Origin of the sequence: Oenococcus kitaharae DSM 17330 (genome assembly GCF_000241055.1) — a bacterium.
GTDB classification, from domain to species: domain Bacteria; phylum Bacillota; class Bacilli; order Lactobacillales; family Lactobacillaceae; genus Oenococcus; species Oenococcus kitaharae.
On record NZ_CM001398.1, the window covers coordinates 1,442,998 to 1,461,580 of the forward strand.

General features: G+C 41.7%; 22 protein-coding genes and 2 tRNA genes. 3 read left to right on the forward strand and 21 right to left on the reverse strand.

The window, feature by feature from the left end:
- Positions 1-24 precede the first annotated feature (24 nt).
- Complete coding sequence (locus tag OKIT_RS07230) at positions 25-231, reverse strand: YneF family protein (RefSeq protein WP_007746547.1); 207 nt, start codon at positions 229-231, stop codon at positions 25-27.
- A gap of 3 nt (positions 232-234) precedes the next feature.
- Positions 235-540 (reverse strand): DUF896 domain-containing protein, encoded by a 306-nt coding sequence (locus OKIT_RS07235; protein WP_007746548.1) that lies wholly within the window; start codon positions 538-540, stop codon positions 235-237.
- A gap of 128 nt (positions 541-668) precedes the next feature.
- Between OKIT_RS07235 and lexA the strand changes: the two genes are divergently transcribed.
- The 3 genes from lexA (at position 669) to OKIT_RS09715 (ending at position 2,354) form a co-directional block, all read left to right on the forward strand.
- On the forward strand, positions 669-1,307 hold the full coding sequence (lexA, locus tag OKIT_RS07240; RefSeq protein ID WP_007746549.1) for a transcriptional repressor LexA: 639 nt from the start codon (positions 669-671) through the stop codon (positions 1,305-1,307).
- A 50-nt stretch (positions 1,308-1,357) separates the two neighbouring features.
- Positions 1,358-1,446, forward strand: a tRNA-Ser gene (locus tag OKIT_RS07245).
- 434 nt (positions 1,447-1,880) lie between these two features.
- The gene (locus tag OKIT_RS09715) at positions 1,881-2,354 is read left to right on the forward strand and encodes a CPBP family intramembrane glutamic endopeptidase (RefSeq protein ID WP_162141364.1); all 474 of its coding nucleotides are present in this window, start codon (positions 1,881-1,883) and stop codon (positions 2,352-2,354) included.
- On the opposite strand, the gene holA is transcribed toward OKIT_RS09715, so the two are convergent.
- The 19 genes from holA to OKIT_RS07345 all read right to left on the reverse strand — a co-directional run bounded on the left by holA (position 2,351) and on the right by OKIT_RS07345 (position 18,575).
- A complete protein-coding gene (holA, locus tag OKIT_RS07255) occupies positions 2,351-3,352 on the reverse strand; it encodes a DNA polymerase III subunit delta (protein WP_007746551.1) in 1,002 nt (333 codons plus the stop codon). The genes OKIT_RS09715 and holA overlap by 4 nt on opposite strands.
- Positions 3,339-5,636, reverse strand: a complete 2,298-nt coding sequence (locus OKIT_RS07260) for a DNA internalization-related competence protein ComEC/Rec2 (RefSeq protein ID WP_081466749.1) — start codon at positions 5,634-5,636, stop codon at positions 3,339-3,341. Before OKIT_RS07260 ends, holA begins: the two co-directional genes overlap by 14 nt.
- The gene (locus tag OKIT_RS07265; RefSeq protein ID WP_036593788.1) at positions 5,620-6,306 is read right to left on the reverse strand and encodes a ComEA family DNA-binding protein; all 687 of its coding nucleotides are present in this window, start codon (positions 6,304-6,306) and stop codon (positions 5,620-5,622) included. The genes OKIT_RS07260 and OKIT_RS07265 overlap by 17 nt, the downstream gene beginning before the upstream one ends.
- 76 nt (positions 6,307-6,382) lie before the next feature.
- On the reverse strand, positions 6,383-6,889 hold the full coding sequence (locus tag OKIT_RS07270; protein ID WP_007746554.1) for a hypothetical protein: 507 nt from the start codon (positions 6,887-6,889) through the stop codon (positions 6,383-6,385).
- A 1-nt stretch (position 6,890) separates the two neighbouring features.
- Positions 6,891-7,979: a M24 family metallopeptidase gene (locus OKIT_RS07275; RefSeq protein WP_007746555.1), complete on the reverse strand. Its 1,089-nt coding sequence runs from the start codon at positions 7,977-7,979 to the stop codon at positions 6,891-6,893.
- A 49-nt stretch (positions 7,980-8,028) separates the two neighbouring features.
- The gene (rpmA, locus tag OKIT_RS07280; RefSeq protein ID WP_007746557.1) at positions 8,029-8,346 is read right to left on the reverse strand and encodes a 50S ribosomal protein L27; all 318 of its coding nucleotides are present in this window, start codon (positions 8,344-8,346) and stop codon (positions 8,029-8,031) included.
- Positions 8,347-8,356: 10 nt separating this feature from the next.
- On the reverse strand, positions 8,357-8,659 hold the full coding sequence (rplU, locus tag OKIT_RS07285) for a 50S ribosomal protein L21 (protein ID WP_007746558.1): 303 nt from the start codon (positions 8,657-8,659) through the stop codon (positions 8,357-8,359).
- Between the two features lie 121 nt (positions 8,660-8,780).
- Positions 8,781-9,293, reverse strand: a complete 513-nt coding sequence (locus OKIT_RS07290) for a hypothetical protein (RefSeq protein WP_007746560.1) — start codon at positions 9,291-9,293, stop codon at positions 8,781-8,783.
- Positions 9,294-9,300: 7 nt separating this feature from the next.
- Positions 9,301-9,374, reverse strand: a tRNA-Arg gene (locus OKIT_RS07295).
- Between the two features lie 37 nt (positions 9,375-9,411).
- The gene (locus OKIT_RS07300; protein WP_007746562.1) at positions 9,412-10,338 is read right to left on the reverse strand and encodes a hypothetical protein; all 927 of its coding nucleotides are present in this window, start codon (positions 10,336-10,338) and stop codon (positions 9,412-9,414) included.
- On the reverse strand, positions 10,338-11,042 hold the full coding sequence (locus OKIT_RS07305) for a hypothetical protein (protein WP_007746564.1): 705 nt from the start codon (positions 11,040-11,042) through the stop codon (positions 10,338-10,340). Before OKIT_RS07305 ends, OKIT_RS07300 begins: the two co-directional genes overlap by 1 nt.
- 68 nt (positions 11,043-11,110) lie before the next feature.
- Entirely contained in the window at positions 11,111-12,454 is a 1,344-nt protein-coding gene (gene glnA / locus OKIT_RS07310; RefSeq protein ID WP_007746565.1) for a type I glutamate--ammonia ligase, read from the reverse strand.
- Complete coding sequence (locus OKIT_RS07315; RefSeq protein WP_007746566.1) at positions 12,454-12,786, reverse strand: MerR family transcriptional regulator; 333 nt, start codon at positions 12,784-12,786, stop codon at positions 12,454-12,456. The genes glnA and OKIT_RS07315 overlap by 1 nt, the downstream gene beginning before the upstream one ends.
- Before the next feature lie 71 nt (positions 12,787-12,857).
- Positions 12,858-13,628 (reverse strand): tRNA (adenosine(37)-N6)-dimethylallyltransferase, encoded by a 771-nt coding sequence (locus OKIT_RS07320; RefSeq protein ID WP_007746567.1) that lies wholly within the window; start codon positions 13,626-13,628, stop codon positions 12,858-12,860.
- Positions 13,618-14,370: a glycerophosphodiester phosphodiesterase family protein gene (locus tag OKIT_RS07325; protein WP_007746569.1), complete on the reverse strand. Its 753-nt coding sequence runs from the start codon at positions 14,368-14,370 to the stop codon at positions 13,618-13,620. The genes OKIT_RS07320 and OKIT_RS07325 overlap by 11 nt, the downstream gene beginning before the upstream one ends.
- 36 nt (positions 14,371-14,406) lie before the next feature.
- Positions 14,407-15,666 (reverse strand): glutamate-5-semialdehyde dehydrogenase, encoded by a 1,260-nt coding sequence (locus OKIT_RS07330; RefSeq protein WP_028291710.1) that lies wholly within the window; start codon positions 15,664-15,666, stop codon positions 14,407-14,409.
- A complete protein-coding gene (gene proB, locus OKIT_RS07335) occupies positions 15,659-16,459 on the reverse strand; it encodes a glutamate 5-kinase (protein ID WP_007746572.1) in 801 nt (266 codons plus the stop codon). Before proB ends, OKIT_RS07330 begins: the two co-directional genes overlap by 8 nt.
- Positions 16,446-17,222 carry a pyrroline-5-carboxylate reductase gene (gene proC, locus OKIT_RS07340; RefSeq protein WP_007746573.1) on the reverse strand — a complete coding sequence of 259 codons (777 nt, stop codon included), beginning with the start codon at positions 17,220-17,222 and terminating at the stop codon, positions 16,446-16,448. The genes proB and proC overlap by 14 nt, the downstream gene beginning before the upstream one ends.
- A 9-nt stretch (positions 17,223-17,231) precedes the next feature.
- The gene (locus tag OKIT_RS07345) at positions 17,232-18,575 is read right to left on the reverse strand and encodes a PFL family protein (RefSeq protein WP_028291709.1); all 1,344 of its coding nucleotides are present in this window, start codon (positions 18,573-18,575) and stop codon (positions 17,232-17,234) included.
- Positions 18,576-18,583 lie beyond the last annotated feature (8 nt).

Sequence of the window (18,583 nt, forward strand, 5' to 3'; positions counted from 1 at the left end):
AAACCTCAAATTGGGTTTGTTTTTTTAATAATTTTTTTTCATTTGTGCCATCATCTGATTGATCTGCTTTTGGCTCAAATTTCTGCCCATTGAAGCACCCAACTGACGAAGCATCTGCTCATTGATTGGTGGGTTCTTTTTAAGATAACTTTTCAGTGTAAAACGAGAAACTATCATTCCCGCCGCAAAACCAATAACCAATCCAATCAGCACAAACCATATCCAGTTCATCTACTATCTCAGTCCTTTCTTTTTTTGAATATCAATTACCTTTTTAGGAGTAACTTCCTTACCATTCTTATCGAAAATCTGCATCATTTCAACCTGAGACCGAAAAGCTTTACGAAAATTTGCCAAAAAAGCCGCTCGAAGTGTTTTCTGCTCTTCTTTCTCTGACTCGGTTAATCCCTGAGCCGTCTTTTGCTTTGCAGCTAGTTCGTTAATTCTTGCTCTCAAAGCCTCATTTGCGGCCTGTTCATCTTCGTCAACGATGAATTTCGGTTCATTATGTTCCTCTTCGGATCTTGAATTATCAGTCATCAGAAATCTCCATACTTGCATTATACAAAAAATAATGATTTTCTTAAATTTAACGAACATGTGTTTGTTTTACTTGAAATGTTTGGCTATAATTGCATATAGCAATATCTTAGCAGGAAGGGATTCAAATGACTGAAACAAAACAACTCGGTGTTCTCCGCTATATATACGAAAAACAGAACGAAAAAGGATACCCTCCTACGGTGCGTGAAATTGGCGAAGCAGTGGGGCTTTCATCTACTTCAACTGTCCATGGCCATATTGAGCGTCTGGAAAAACACGGATTACTACATAAAGATCCAACTAAACCGCGTGCTATCGAAATCACTGAAAAAGGTCTCAGAGCGCTAGGCGTGCCAGTAACTCCCGGTAAAGTGCCAGTCATCGGAATTGTCACTGCAGGTATACCTATCTTGGCCGTCGAACAAAATGCCACCGAGTTTCTTCCCCTTCCAGATGACCTTGAGCGTTTTGAAGGTGACCTTTTCGTCCTGCGTGTGTCCGGTACTTCGATGATCAATATCGGCATTTTGGATGGCGATATGGTTTTTGTTCGTAAACAAGATTATGCAGACAATGGCGATATTGTTGTGGCCATGACTAGTGACTTTGGCAATGGCGAAGGCGAAGCCACGGTCAAGCGTTTCTTCAAGGAAGCAGGCCATTATCGCTTGCAACCTGAAAATGACACCATGGCACCGATTATTGTCCATAATGTCGCTATTTTGGGCAAAGTTGTTGGTCTGTATCGTAATTCAATTTATTAAACTTTATTGCTGAAAAAGCCGCTTATTTGTTAGAATGGTTTTTGTAGCTCGGAGATATGGCAGAGCGGTAATGCAGCGGACTCGAAATCCGCCGAACCGATGTAGAGTCGGCGCCGGGGTTCGAATCCCCGTGTCTCCTTCCAATTTCTCTCAAACGGACAGATCAGATATCATTTTGGGTCAATATTTGTCTATTAATTAAAAAGGGAGCAATGCACTGCAGTGAAAAGCAAAAGAGACGTCCTCTTAAAATCTTTTTTAATCTTTTTCTCAACGATTATTTCATTGATCCTTGGTTCAATCCTGGGTTCAATTCTTATTTCTGTTTACCGTTCGTTATTTTATAACAGTACACTTGCAGCAAATCGAGATCCTGTTTTGTTAAGCTGGCTAGCTATTTTAGGTGAAACATTTGCCATACTTTTTATTTTCCTTTTTAATCACTTCTTTTTTAAAATCAGAGTTTCATTCTTTAATCACGGTTTCTTTCTTGGATTGAAAGTAGCCTCGCCAAGTATCTTGTTTATTGTGATAAATTTTCTTGTGTTTTCAAGCCAAAAACATCATCTAACGTTGTTTGAACTTTTTACTGCTGTCGCAGTTTCGCTCTCGGTCGGTATTTTTGAAGAGTATGCGGCACGTGGATTAATGTTGGGGAATCTGTTGTCAGGAGGCGGCCGCACATTTAGTTTCTTAGCAGCAAATTTGTTGTCAGCGATGTTTTTTGCAGGCCTGCATCTGATAAACCTCTTTTCAGCCAGCATAGCCGTGACAGCTATTCAAATGATTTACGTTTTTGCCCTCGGGCTGATTTTCGCCTCCGCCTACATATTCAGTAAAAACCTGTCGGTCACAATCCTGATCCATGCTCTCATCGATGGTTTGGCTTTCGCAGCTAATCCGCAAGCCATTTTCGGACTTGGCAATCCCAAAGTAACCGTGACTCAGTTCGCTTTTCAAGGTATCCTATTGATTATTTTTCTGTATTATACATTTCGCATATTCAAAAAAAATAATCTGGTCGAGGTATCTAAAAAATGGTCCTAAACATTATTTGAAAGAAACATTTCAAATAACATCGTCGGATCTAGTGTTGTCGACTTGAGTCGAAAATCAATTTTGGCTAAATCCAAGTAGGCATTCGACAATTGCGGCATCGTTTGGACGCTGACAGCTTGATTAGCTAATTTTGCCCTATACGGATGTATTTTAAGTTTTTGAGCAAGTTGCGTATCATTGATTGATAGAGCTTTAGCTTGAATCAAAAGACGGTACTGGGATTGAAGCAGTGCATTGATTCGAATAGGCGCTTCTCCTCGATCAATAAGATTAACGTACAGCTGCAAGGCTTTATCCAAATGGCGCCGGTTAATCTCAGTGACCAGATCGAAAGCAGATTCATTCAATTCGGCAGTAACTAGTTCATTGATTTCTTCATGCCCAATGGCTTTCCCTGAAACACCAAAAAGTATTAGTTTGTCCAAATTAGTCATGACCAGTCGCAGGTCAAAAGCCAAACGGCGCAGATAGTAGTTAATAACATCGTCAGCTATTAATACATGAGCTAGTGACAGATGCCGTTTGACAATTTTGAAAACTTCTCTCTCAGGCAATGGTTCAAAATCAACCTGTTCCCCACTCTTAAGAAGAGTTTTAACGATTTTTTTGCGTTTATCTATTTCAATACCAACTGTATTTACGATCAAGGTATTTTCCGATTCGGGATTCTGAAGATAATTCAAAAAAATCTTTTCATCCTGCTTTTCCAAACTGCCCTTAGATGTCAAAAAAACAGGTTGATCCATGATAACAAAACGCCGTCCACCACTGAAAGACATTGTGGCAACATCTTGTAGAACAGCTGGAACTGACTGATCTCTCATATCACTTCTAACAAAGTCCCAAGAACGAAAATTCGCTTCGATTGACTGCTCGATTTTTTTAAAACTCTGTTCTGCTAAAAAATCTTCCTGGCCAGAGAATAAAAGAACCGATGGTAAGGTATTCTGTCTTTGCAATTGTTTACTAAAATCACTCGGTGTCATCAAAATCTCTCGTAAAAGTCTCAAAAAAGCCCTTGTGTCCAGTATAACGAAAACGGATTGCACCATTGGTCTGGGTGTTAAAAACGTGAACATGAAGTTTATCCATCAAAGAAATGACCTCTGCTTTGGGATGACCATAGCGATTATGACGACCTGCTGAAATTAGTCCATAGGTTACTTGCCATTTTTTGAGAACCTCAGCGTCGCTAGAGGTATTTGAACCATGATGCCCTAATTTGAGCAAATCGACTTTCAGTCCTGGAAACCTGCGGCTAATCTGATTTTCCCCTTCTTTAGGCAAATCTCCAGCAGTGAAGAATCTTAGCGGACCCAAAGTCGTCCACAGTGCGATTGAATCCTCATTCTCAGCTTTACCCTGCCCAAAGGGATGCAATATTTTAAAAGGAAAACCTGGCAGATTTGATGAATTGGTTACTTCAATAACCTGAGTTCCTGCTTTTATGAAAGGCTGAAGCTGAATTTTAAAGGGGTCCGTCTGCTTCATACCAGCTGGAATCAGTATATGTTTGACGCTCATGAGATTAAGAATATCCTTGGCGTTGCCGATATGATCCATATCACCATGACTGAGTACTAAATAATCTAAGCGGCCAACTCCGATTGATTGCAAATAATTAACAATGATAGACTGCCCCTGATTACTGCCGCCTTTTGTAATCTGCCAAGGCTTCTTGGGCAAACCAACTCGGCCGCCCGTATCCATGAGAACAGTCTGCTGGTTACGAGGTGTGCGAAGAAATGCCGAATCACCTTGACCGATATCAAAAGTTGTTAATTCACCGTCTTTAGGAAAATGAATAACAAAAAAGCTAACAGCTAAAATGCTCGTAAAAAGTACAGCAGCAACTCGTTGGCGAATCTTCTTCCTATCAAAAAGCATGAATATCAAGCAAATTAACGGAATAACTAGAAAATCAGCCAGTTTTCCGAAATATATCTGGCCCGGCAAACGAGCAATCCATTCCACGCTCTCAGTAAAAATCTGAATCACAAAATTCAAGAAGCCTAAAACAGGTGGAAAAATAATTTGTACCGCAATAGCTAAAAAAACTAGGGGCAGAATGAAAATACCAAAAATTGGAATAGCAATAAAATTTGCCGGCATACTAAGAAAATGCCAAGAATATTTTGCAGCCAAAACAATTGGCAAACTGGCCAAGCTCATGAGGAGACTTGTTTTAAACGTTCCAAGGCGATATGTATACATCAATGCAAAACTAAGCAAGTATGACAGCTGACCGCCAATATTAAACAAAATCATCGGTGATATAAAAAGTCCGATCATTAAGGCGCCGGACCAAATAAGCTCCTTGCTCACGCGTGCTTTCACCAAACTTGCTCCTAAAGACAATTCGGTCGCGGCAACAGGACGAATTAAAGATTGAACCCCTCCAGCAAAAATAAAAAATATTGGCAGAAAAAGAGCAGTCACAATTGTATTGTGTTCTTTAATAAGATGGATTTTTCTCAAAATTTTTCTCAAAAAAATAGCAAAATAACTTACTTGAAAGCCAGAAATACTAAATAAATGAATTAGACCTAGATTCGTCACGCCTGGATAACGATCATAAAAATCACTATCTACATTGCCGATTAAAAGTGCCTTGGCATAATCAGATAAAGGGCTGGGCAGCTTATCCAACTGGTTGATTAATAATTTTCGCAAACGATGCGTCATGAAAACAATCCAGTCATATGGATTTTTCGGTCGTAAAACAGATATTTTTACAAAACGAACCTTGCTGATTTGATTGCTGACTGACTGAGTATGGTAGTAACTGCGAACATCAAACTGCTGAAAATTGGTTGGCCGCATCGGCTTGGAAATTCGCCCATTTACCAAACAACTCAAATTTTTTTGGTTTGTTTCCCAAAAAAGTTTTTCAGTTTCTGAACCAATAGTGGCATACATCAGAATTTTTTGTTTCCGCTGCTGGTCAAAAGCCTTCACTTTAAGCTGGTCGCCATCAACGGCAACATCATCGGCAAAAATGCGCAGACGCAACGTTGTTTGGTCATTATTAGGCAACGTTTTAGCTTCAAATGTGGATTGAAAATTAAAAAAACGCAACAAAAATAACAAGGAAATCAGTAAGGCTGCAATCATGGTCTGCACAGATTTTCCCAGTAAAATTCGGGTAATAACAGCTAACAGCAAGCCAACGGTCAGCAGACAGCAATTGAAAAAAACGGCACTTATGGCCGCAATTAGCAGGGACAAAATCAAGGCGTCCTGTAGAACTGACTTATTGAACCGTGACATAGTCTTTCAATTTTTCAACAGTCTTTTCGCCAAAACCGGAAACATTTTGCAGATCCTCAATTTTTTTGAAGCGGCCATGTTCATCACGATATTTGATAATATCATCAGCTTTTTTCTCACCGATTCCACTAATCGTTTGTAAACGACTGGCATCAGCCTGATTTAAATCAATCTTGCTTTCTCCTGTATTTCCATTCGATGTCTCCAAGGAAGCCGTATTAGCAAAAGCATTCTCTTCAACAGATGGTGCTGCAAACTGTGCCGGTATCTTTTCACCTTTCTTTGGTACATAGATGACCTGGCCAGGAGTGGCTGCTGCAGCAAGATTCAACTGATTCAAATCTGCGTCTGCGTTGACACCACCAGCTAGATTAAGCGCCGATTGTATAATTTCGCCGCTTTTCATCTTGACTACCTGCGAATGTTGGACCGCACCTTTAACATCAACAAAAAAAACTGTTTGATCCCGATTCTGTTGATTTTTTTCAGTTGCTTGTTTATTTTCCGCTGAACCAGTTTGCGAATTCTTCTCAGAATAAGCCTGCGCCGGGTTCGATGAAACCATCAAAGAATCATTTTCAGCTTTAGAACTCTGACTAAAATAAAATAAAAGACATATGCCGGAAACAAAAACTAGTCCGGCACATGCCCACAAAATTTTAGGATTCATCCCTTTTATTTTAGTGATATATGTTTTTAAAAAATCGCTCATACTTATTTGTACGAGTTGAGATGCATTTTTTTAATTAATTGGCAAAACGACCCTGCGTGTATGGCAGATTGTCCGGCACTTTAGTGGGTGCTTCCGGGTCGAACGATCGTAAATAATTAACGAAATCGTCAAAGCGCTCAGGATAAGCATTGACACCATAAATTAACTGTTCGCCCTTTAAGTTTCGTGAGTGAAAACGAATACCCCACTCGACATTCTTATCGGAATTATAATCAACTGGCGCACGATAATCAGCTTCCCAAGGCTCTATAAAACCTAGTACTACATCTGAATAGTGATCCCATACACGGCTTAAATCCGTGAATTTTTCGTCATATTTCCAGTTAAAAGCTGCATGTGTATCCTCAGCGATATGTGGATTATAGAAATCAAAATTTTCGTCCAAAATATCTGCAATCTCTTCTTGAGGTTGTCGGCGGACATAAAAAGCATGGCCGTTAATTCTTTTTGTGTAAACATAGTCAAAACCATAACTGATGTTGCCAATATAAAAAACTAAATAATCTAATCTAATGGTCATATTAATTCTCGATTGTGATTAGGTCTCGTGTAATACCGTCAGTGAGGTTTTCAAAACCGTCTTTTGTCACGAGAATATCATCTTCAATACGGACGCCGCCTAGTCCAGAAAGATAGATTCCTGGTTCGATTGTCAGCATCTGGCCGCTCACAGCTTCATCTGTCGACCTAGGAGAGACTGCCGGGCCTTCATGAATGTCCAGTCCTGCACCGTGACCGCCGCCGTGATTATATTCTTTATCAAACCCTTTCGATGAGATGTAAGCACGAGCAGCCGAGTCAACATCGCTGAGTGAAACATCCGGTTTGACTGCCTCAATAGCGCGTTTTTGCGCCTCTTTGACAATTTCATAAATGTTTCTTAATTTATCATCAACCGGCCCAACAGCCAATGTCCTCGTAATATCAGATGTGTAATGGTGATAGTAGTAACCAAAATCAATTGTCAGCAAATCGCCCTGTTTAATTCGACGTTCGCTAGCGGTGCCGTGAGGCTTGGCAGAATTTTCTCCGGAAGCTACGATTGTATCGAAACTAGTTTTTTCAAGCCCTTCTTTACGCGCAAAATAATCCAGTTGGTTTGCAATTTCTCTTTCAGTCTGTCCCGTCTTAATCCAGTTTAATAATTGGTTAAACGCAGCCACCGATCGCCGAGTCGCTTGGCGAAGATTTTCAATCTCATCGACATCCTTGATTTCGCGCAAAGCTTCTATCGGTGCAGGCGTTGGGACGAAATTGGAATCTAATTCGCTATCCAGAAAATCAAAAACGTTAAAGGGAAGATTCTCTTCGAAGCCTACCGTGTCTGCTTGCCACTCGTTCAGAGCTTTAGCAGTATCACCGTAATAATCTCTCGTAATTTTTAGGTCAACCCCGTCAGGCAAATTTCCGGTCAAGGCTTCTTCATAACGGCCATCAGTAACAAGCAGCGCGTGCGTCCGGTCCAAACTCAACATGCCTTCGCCTGAGCCTGCATCAAAGCCTGTCAGATATTCAATATTAGTGCCCTGATAAATTGTCATGGCATCTACCTTCAACACATCGAATAACTTTCTTAATTTCTCTATTCTTTTCTCAAAATCATATTTCATAGATACCTGCCTAAAAAAAATAGCGGTAAACCGCTACTCACAAAAAATTTTAATCAACTGCTTCTAATTTTGACTGATATTCTTCTCTAGAATAAACAGATGCTTGTCTCTGTGCCTTGCCCTTGCGTTCAAAACGAACAACACCATCTGCTAATGCATAAAGAGTATCATCGTCACCACGGCCAACATTGTTACCTGGGTAAATATGTGTGCCGCGTTGGCGGTAAATAATTGTGCCTGCTAAAACATCTTGTCCATCGGCACGCTTAGCGCCAAGACGACGTCCTGCAGAATCACGACCGTTGGAGGATGATCCGCCTCCCTTATGGTGGGCTAACTTAATTAGATTTTCTAACTTCTCAAACATGTCGTCCTCCTTAAACGCTCTCGATCAATACTTTAGAATATGGTTGACGGTGACCTTTTTTAACATGGCCATGCTTTTTAGCCTTGTACTTAAAGGTAACAACTTTTTTCTCTTTGCCCTGCTTAGCAACTGTGCCGGTAACCTTCGCACCAGCCACATATGGATCACCAAATTCGCCATTTGCGAGCAATACTTTATCAAAAACAACTTTATCGCCTTCGTTGGCTTCAAGCTTCTCGATGAAGATAGCGTCTCCCGCTTCCACACGATACTGCTTGCCGCCAGTCTCGATAACTGCGTACTTATTAGCCATTAACGGCCTCCTCTTATACTCACCGTGGCGGTGGACTAAGTCTCTTAATACCGCTTTAGAGTGGTTGAAGCTTTGCAACAACTCGTTTATTGTATCAAAAAAGACCCTTTCAGGTCAACGCTCAGCTCTTAATCCCTAACTTATAGAGCCTGGAATCAACACTCAAATCTTTTTGAATTTGAGCGGCAACTCGTCCAGCCTGTGAATCAGACTCGGTCGCAGATTTTGCGGACTGCTGAACGATCACGGAAAATTTAGCGTGGAGTACCGAAGCGATATCACCATCAATCAGATATCTCCCCTTTTGAGCCGCCTCAATGGTAGCAAGAACACCACCTTTGTCTCCTGCTGCGGCTTCTAATTTATCAAAATCCGCAGTTGATAAGTTTTGGCCATTTTCAGAGATCAGCTGGTCAACATCTTTTTTGATTTTGGTGACTGTCGAACCTTGAGTCGGCTGATATTTACCAAGATCAGTAAGCAGCGTATCAATGTTGTCTTTGGATCGCTGGACTTGTCTATATTGTTTCTCAGACATCTGAACGCCGCCAAAAGAAGCCCGCGGGTACAAAAAATACGCTGCCACCAGCAGAACCACAACAACAGATGCTAAAATCCAAAAACTTTTTTTCATAATTTCATGCGGAAGGTGGGACTCGAACCCACAACCTGCGGATTAGAACTCCGATGCTCTATCCAGTTGAGCCACTTCCGCGTACTTTTAGTATAGTCAAAAAACTAACTATTTCACACTAACCCAAGAAAAACTCGTCGCGATAGGCAATTTGCAAATCTTGAATATTATCCCAATACCAATTTAAAAGCCAAGCATATTTCAATAGCACTGACAGAAACGTCTCAGAGTCATTCTTATCAGATACCCGAAAACGCCACTGTGCATGGCCAATGCGATCAACAACTTGTGTAAAATATAATTTCAAGCTGCTGTTCAAGTTTAACAAAAAACCATCATCAAGCGCAACAATATCTACTTGATTTGCCTGTGCTAAAATAAACAACCTATCGCTAACGGCAACTGGCAGATCCGCTTTATTTATTTCTAGCTGAGCGTCATTTTCTGCTTGAATGATATTTAAATCAAGCACGAATTGGTCTTCTTGCAATACCTCAGCAAGGTCATTCAGCGCTTTGACAGTTAATTCAAGCTGTCTGCTGCTTAGATGTTTACCAATATCAGATGTAAAAAGAGCCAATAGCCCATTTGGTTCGATAAAAAACCGCTGATGACGGATATCAAAATATAGGATTCTGATCTGCAGATTTGCTTCTTGCAGATAAAAACCGCCGGCTGCAATCGCAGCGGGGACAAAGATAAATTCAAAGTTCGGCAGAACACGTGAACGCAATCCTAGAGATAATTTATTTTGGCTATCAAGCGTCGAAAAAAAATCATTGTTTTTAAAAGAAAGCAGCCTGATAAACAATTGCGACAGCCAAAAGCCATCGTCAAATCGAAATAAAGGTGCAAATTCAGTCAACGGGCCGGACTGAAGCTGTACAAACATCAACTCTCTGATCGCGAGAATATTATCAACTGGGTTCTTCGCACTTAAAAATTGTTTAAGAGCCCGACTCAAAGCAGCTACGCGCCTGCTATCAAGGTCAAGATGCTGTTGAAAAATTGCTAATTGTGCAAGTGATCTGTCCTGATTCGCCATTAATTTTCCTTATTTAAGAAGTTCAGATAGTCAACATACAGGTGTCCTGCCTGCTCTAAAAAGTGCGAAAAACTGCCAAAATGTTTCTCAATCTGCTCCTGCTCAAGTTCCAAAACCGCTTGTTCCTTTTGCAGGCGTAAAATTTCGGTCTGATTTTCTTGCATACTCTGTTCGGAAACAATTCCCGGTTTGCCTGCATATATTCGGTTGGCACGATGCAATTCCTTCAATTGATCATCTCTATTTTGGACAAAAGACGGGTCATCCATGAAATCGCGCAGTTCATTTATAACCGGGTCGTTAAAAATGAATTCAATCCGAATAACATCCAAAATACCAAAAGTGCGTGCTGAAGGCCACCTGCCAAATAAGATCTCATAAACACCAGTTTTAACCTCTCTAAAGAAGAAGAAAGGAAAATAAATCTGGAGATAAGCAAGCAGTTTAGGAACCAAAAATTCGGCCAATTCGGGTTGAATTGTTTCGGTCATGTTGCTTAAAAAATAATTTGGGTCAGCATGCCGCCAATGCCTGATTTTTTCGTTAAAGCGCGCAGAATCAAGTAGTTCATAAATCGACAAATAGTCACTTTCGGCAATCGCTTTTTTGATTGATGTCAAATAATCAATCTTATTATTAATCAGATTATTCAAAAGCGGGACTTTATTTTCCCCTACTAAATGAAGATTCAACTGTTTTGTCATACCCTAATTTTTGCAAAGAAAAACGCCTTTGAACAGACGTTTAATAAATATTATTTTCTTTTAAACAATCAGAACGTTTCCAGATACTGATCGAGTTCCCATTTTGAGACCGATGCACGGTATGACTGATACTCAAGCTTCTTAGCTTCAACGAATGTGTCGGCAATACGCTTGGAGATAGCAGCCGTAACAACTTCATCACGCTCCAAATTCTGTACAGCTGCAAGCAGTGTGTCCGGCAAATCTTTAATTCCGGCCTTCTGTCGTTCATCAGCATCCATACGGAAAATGTTTTTATCAACTGAATGCTCAGGAGTAATTTTCTTTTCAATACCGTCAAGGCCAGAAGCCAAAACGACTGCAAATGCCAAATATGGATTGGCCGTTGGATCTACCATTCGTAATTCCAAACGTGTAGCAGCACCACGAGATGCTGGGATACGAACCATCGGTGAACGGTTAGAAGCAGACCAAGCAATATAAACAGGCGCTTCAAATCCAGGCGTCAGACGTTTGAATGAGTTCACTGTCGGGTTGGTAATTGCGACAAAATTCTCAGCATGCGTCAGCAAGCCGCCTAAGAAATGATAAGCAGTCTCAGATAGGCCTAATTTATCCGTGGGATCATCAAAGACATTTTTGCCATCTTTTGAGAGGCTCATATTCGTATGCATACCATTACCATTAATACCTGCAATCGGCTTTGGCATGAAAGTAGCATAATAGCCATATTTACGTGCGACTGTCTTGACAATGAGTTTGAAAAGCTGGATATGGTCAGCAGCTGTAACAGCATCCGCATATCTGAAATCAACTTCATGCTGTCCTGGGGCTACTTCGTGATGGGCAGCTTCAACTTCAAATCCCATCTTTTCCAAAGTCAGAACAATTTCACGACGAACATGTTCTCCAAGATCAAGAGGCGCCAAATCGAAATAGCCGCCGTTATCATTGAGTTCCATGGTTGGCTTGCCGTCTTCACCGACTTTGAACAAGAAGAACTCTGGCTCAGTACCAACATTGAAATCAGAAAAGCCGTCTGCCTTCATCTCACGAAGCACACGAATCAAATTATTACGCGGATCGCCCTCAAACACTTCACGACTACTTGTGTAAACATTTGCGACAATCATCGCAACCTTACCATCGTGTTCGCCAGTCATTGTGTCCGGCAAAATCTTAAAGGTATCCAAATCAGGATACAAGTACATATCAGACTCTTCAATTCGAACAAAGCCATCGATAGAAGATCCATCAAACAATAAATTATTGTCAAGAACCGTGTCAAGTTCGCTGACGGGAATTTCAACATTTTTAATCATGCCGAAGACATCCGTAAACATGACTCTTAAGAAATCGACACCTTCTTCTTTAACTGCTTCTTTTATTGCTGCTTTCGTTAATTTTGCCATTAATGCTTTTCCAACCTTCCGATTTTCAAAAATTCGTTTTCCAAAGAATGAACAAAATCTTTCTTCTCATCACGCCGGCTATTCACGCGATTCGTCTCATAAAGACTATGAATATCCTTCAGGCTATCCCCAGACTCCATCATTGTACGAATCTCGATTAAACGCTCGACGTCATTTAAAGAAAAACGCCTTTGTCCACCTTTACCTCTTTTCGTAGTAAGCAAATCCTGACTTTCGTAATAGCGAATTTGTCTATCAGAAAGATTCGTCAGTGCGCGAACCGTACTGATGGGTAAAATCGCTAAATCTTTTTTTAATCGCTCATCAATCATTTCTTACTAAGAATATCTAACTAAAATTATAGCCGCCTTTCGGGAAAAATGTTAGGAAAACTGACATTGGTCTATGACTGGTTGAATTTTTTAACAATATCAATGATTTTTTGACTGTTTTTGGCAGTTTGTATCGCATCAAACCACTGAATATCCGGAAACTGGTTCTTAAAAAAAGTTAATTGGCGTTTAGCGTAATGGCGTGTATTTTGTTTAATCAATTCTTTTGTCCGGTCCAGGGACTGATTTCCGAAAAAATAATCCTTGAACTCGCGATAACCAATCGCTTTTTTCGACTGAAAATCCCCCGGTAACATCAGCAGTTTCTCAGCTTCTTGAGGAAGTCCTTGCTGGAACATCAGGTCGACACGCCGATTAATCCGGTCATATAAAATTTCTCTCGGCATTGTCAGACCGATCAAAAGCCCCTGATAAAGACGGTTTTCAATACCTGCTTTCGATGGAACAATTGGATGACTTTGATCAGCTAAGCGACGATCACCGATCACTGTCTGCACAAAAAAACCGGAACCGCCAACCAAAATGGGAAGCTGCCCCTTGCTAGAAAGTCCTGCGATTTTTTGTCGCGCGTCAATCATAAATTCGTGCGCGTTATAACTTTCATCTGCATTCTTAATATTGATGAAGGAATGTTTAACTTCGGACAGTTCCTCAGCCGTTGGTTTGGCACTGCCGATATCCAGCCCACGAAAAATCTGAACCGCATCTGTTGAAATGACCTCTGTTTTTAGGGCTTTAGCGATTTTGATACCAAGGGCTGTCTTCCCGCTAGCGGTAGGCCCTAAAACAACGACAATCTTTTGTTTGCTGTCAAGATTCATATATTCCCTGGATTTTATCCCGTAATAAAGTTGCACGGGCAACCTGGTTCGTAATCACTGCTGAAAGAGGCTGTCTAAAGGCCCTTTCAAGATAACGCTGATCGTCCACCACCCAGGGAATGAACTTTTGTCCCCGATTAAAGTATTTCAGAAGCAAACGATTCAGTGCAAAACGGAGATCCAAATTGATATGTTGGATTCTGTCTGCATGACAAGCAAAAAAATCTTTTGGATTCGGAATAAAAGAGAGGCGGTCTATATGTAAACGGGCATCTAAGTGATAAAGTTTCTGCAAAGTCTTGGGGTTAAAGGATTGAAATATGGTCGACCACGCACCCTGATGTTCTCGGCTTATTGCTAAAGCGTGTTCCTCAATGCCTGGATAATCAACATGGTCCGTCTTTAATTCAATTAGGAGCAGACCCTTGTAATTGATAGTGGCCAGCCAGTCGAGAAAATCTGAAAAACGCATGATTTGTAATCCCCTAAAACGTTCAGAAAACCAACTGCCAAAGTCCAAAGCTTGTAATTGCGCCAAAGTCATATCTTTGACATAACCCTGCCCATTAGAAGTTCGATCAACCTTCTCGTCATGAATGATGACCAATTCACCATCGGCAGTCATATGCAAATCAATTTCCAAGCCATCAATCGGGTATTTTAAAGCCGCCTTAAAACTTGGCAGCGTATTTTCCGGCGCAACCAGTTTATAACCACGATGCGCAAAGACTAAAGTATTCACCAAATCAGAATACCATGGATTTCTTTTCTTGGAAAACTACTTCCGTACCTCGCCGTGGCCGAAAACTTCATACTTGTAGCTTGTGAGAGCTTTAAGACCCATCGGGCCTCTGGCATGAAGCTTTTGTGTGCTGATACCAATTTCTGATCCGAAACCAAATTCAAAACCATCTGTAAAACGTGTGGATGCATTTAGCATCACTACAGCGGCATCGATATCATTCATAAAAGCAGCGGCATGTGCGGGGTCTTGAGTCAGAATTGCTTCAGTGTGATGAGTCGTATGTTTGCTAATCCAGGAAATGGCCTCGTCCAGGCTGCCCACTATGTGAACAGCCATAATCAAATCGTTATACTCTGTATCCCAATCCTCAACACTTGCTGGAATAAGAGTCGGGTCCAGCTGCAATGCCTGTGCATCAGCACGAATTTCAACACCGGCCGTTTTCAATTCACTAACAATTTTGGGAAGAAACTCTTTAGCGATATCTTTATGGATCAAGAGCTTTTCGGCAGCATTGCACACTGCTGGGCTTTGTGTCTTGGCATTGAGAATAATTCTAATAGCCTGCTGCTGGTCTGCCGATTCATCAACAAAAATATGATCGTTGCCAGCACCGGTCTCGATTACAGGCACACTCGCATTCTCGACCACATGATTAATAAATTGACGTGATCCTCGAGGAATCAAAACATCTACAAAGCTTCTGGCATGCAAGAGCTCATCGACCGATGCATGGCTGTTATCTGAAATCAACTGAACCATGTCCGGATTATAACCAAGCTGTGAGATGGTCTCTCTTAAGATGTGTGCCAAAAAGCTATTTGTCTGGATTGCTTCTTTACCGCCACGCAAAATGACTGCATTAGCCGACTTGACAGCTAGTGCCGCAGCATCGATTGTGACATTCGGCCGAGCTTCGTAAATCATCGCCACCACTCCGAGCGGCACGATTTTTTTCAAAATTTTAAACCCAGCCGCGGCCTGCCATTCTTGGTCTCTGCCAGCGAGCGGATCGCCTATTTTAATAAGTGCGTGCAATGAGTCTACGATATAAGCGATTTTTTTTGAATCCAGTGCCAGTCTGTTTTGCATAGCCAGTGTTAAATCATGATGATGCTCGTCTAATTCTTGTTGATTAACTCGCAGAATTTCTGTCTTGTTTGCCAAAATTGCATCCGCAAAAGCACCTAAAATCGCATTTCTCTCAGCAAAACTCAGGCGAGCTAAACTAAGAGCCGCTGTTTTGGCTCGCTGCCCAATATCAATCATTTGTGTATGCAATATGTCATTCATGGCTGAACAAAGTACCGATTTCCTTGCCAGAAAGTGCTGTCAAAATGTCCGCAGGCTGAGACCCGGATAGCAGCAGCATTTCTTTATCATGCTTTAATAATAACTCAGCTGCATTTAATTTAGTCCGCATGCCGCCTTTCCCTAAATCACTCTTGCCTGAGGAAAGAGCCAAAATGTGATCATCAACAGATTTAACTTGATAAATTTTTTTAGCATCAGAAAATAGATGCGGATTTTTATCATAAAGGCCATCCACATCCGACAAAATAATCAAGGCATCGGCATCAATGGCGTTGGCAACCATCGCGGCCAGACGATCATTGTCGCCAAATGAATGCTTATGATCCATCTCATCAACAGCAATCACGTCATTTTCATTAATAATCGGAATAGCGTTCAATTGCAGTAGTTCACCCAAGGCGTTCAACATGTTATCCAGCATCTTTGGATTATCAAAAACATCGTAGGTGAGGAGAATTTGACCAGTCAGCTGGTGATAAAAAGCGAAGGTCTGGTTGTAAATGGCCATCAAATTTGCCTGTCCAATTGCAGCCAAAGCTTGTTGTTCCGGGATGGCAGCCGGTCTTTTTTTAAGTCCCAATTGATTCAAAGCGACACCGATAGCACCAGAGGTAACAAAGATCACCTCTTTACCAGAATTCCTCAATGCACAAAGTGTCTGCACAAGCTGACCAATGACAGGCAGATTGATCTTGCCGTTTTTTAAAACTATCGTCGATGTGCCAACTTTGACGACAATCCTTTTCCAATCTTTGCTCCTATTTTTGACCATAACCAGCCGTTTTTTTAATCGCTTTTTCAATCACGCCCACAAAATTGTCAGCTTCAAAAGAAGCAACACCTAAAGCAGTGCTGCCGCCGGGTGATGCTACAGCTTTAATGACCTGGTCAGGCTGCTGACTGCCCTTTTGAATGGCGGCCATCGATCCCAAAACCATATCTGCTGCAATTTTGAGGCTATCTTTCTCTGAAAGCCCAAGCTTGATTCCGGACAGCTGCAGTCCTTTTAAGAACAGAGCAGCAAAAGCGGGACCGGAGCCGGCAATCGCGGAAAAAGCTGGGAACAATTCTTCGGACAGTTCTGTTAGCGACCCGATCTTGGCAAAAAATGTGTCCACCAACTGTCTATCGTGATCACTTGCAGAAGGTGCCGCCACAACAGCTGTGGTTGATCTATTAAATTCAGCATTGATATTAGGCATGGCGCGCACAATTCTGGCATCAGGCAATAGGCTTTGCAGCTGAGAAACAGTGGTTGAACCCAATAAAGAGACAACCAGACTATTGGCAAATTTTTCTGGGCCAATCGCGTGTATGATCGTACTGAGCTGCTGCGGCAAGAAGGCAAAAATGAGCAAATCTGATTTTTCAATCAGTTCATTTGCAGAAACGGAAACAACACCAATCTCAGTAGATAATTGTTGTGCGGAATGCGGTGAACTAACCAAAATTTTTTCCGGGGAGACGCCGCTTTTAATTAGCCCCTTAATCATTGTCGCAGCTAAATGTCCGGCACCCAAAAAACCGTAAATCATATAACCTCCTTAGTTTTTAAATGAATGGATCGGAGCAGGGATGTGCCCTCCTCGACTAATAAATTTCTCTGAAGATCGATTGATGACAGGCATAATCGGCGCACGGCCTAGCAACCCGCCAAAATCAATTTCGTCACCAACACCTTTGCCTGGAACTGGAATCACACGTACGGCTGTGGTCTTATTGTTTTGCACACCAATGGCTGCCTCGTCAGCAATCATAGCGGAAATAGTCGCGGCAGGTGTGTCGCCCGGAATGGCTATCATATCAAGGCCAACAGAACAAACAGCCGTCATCGCCTCTAACTTGCTGATTGTTAGTGTACCGGCAACTGCTGCATCAATCATGCCGGCATCTTCCGAAACAGGAATAAAGGCACCGCTTAAGCCGCCAACCCGCTGGCTGGCCATGACGCCGCCTTTTTTGACAGCATCATTTAACAGCATTAAGGCAGCAGTCGTGCCCTGCGTGCCGACTTGTTCGAGTCCAATTTCCTCCAAAACTTCGGCAACCGAATCGCCGCGCGCTGGTGTTGGTGCAAGACTTAAATCAACAATACCAAATGGGACACCAAGTTTTTGAGCAGTCAAAGTACCAATCAGCTGCCCAATCCGCGTGATTTTAAAAGCCGTTGTCTTAATTTTTTCAGCTACGACGTCAATCGGCTGATCGCGAACCGTTTCCAAAGCACGTTTAACAACACCAGGTCCAGAGACACCGACATTAATCACAGCATCATCTTCTGAAACACCGTGGAAGGCACCAGCCATAAAAGGATTGTCTTCGACAGCATTAGCAAAAACAACCAGTTTGGCATTTGCAAGCGGGTCCTTTTCGGCAATTTCTTTGATCGTCTCGCCCATCTTACGAATGGCATTCAAATTGATGCCTGCTTTGGTTGAAGCAACATTAATACTAGACATCAACAAATTAGTTTCCGAAAGGACCTCCGGTAAACTTTCAATCAGCATTTGTTCACTGGGTGTTGTGCCCTTTTGAATCAGGGCCGAATAACCGCCGATAAAGTCAACGCCCACATCAGCTGCCGCACGATCCAAACTATGTGCGATAGCAAGCAAGCCTTCATAATCAGAGTTCCCGGCCAGCAGTGAGATTGGCGTCACAGAAATTCGTTTGTTAACAATAGGAACACCGAAATCCCGCTCCAATTGCTGGGCGGTTGCAACCAAACGGCCGGCTTTGTCGATGATTTTCTTGTAAACTTTTTCAGCAGTCTGTTGACCATTTGCGCCGATACAATCTAATAAAGAAAGGCCCATTGTGACAGTCCGGATATCAAAATGTTCTTCAGAAATCATCTGGATTGTTTCATTAATTTTTTTTATGTCCATAAGTTCCC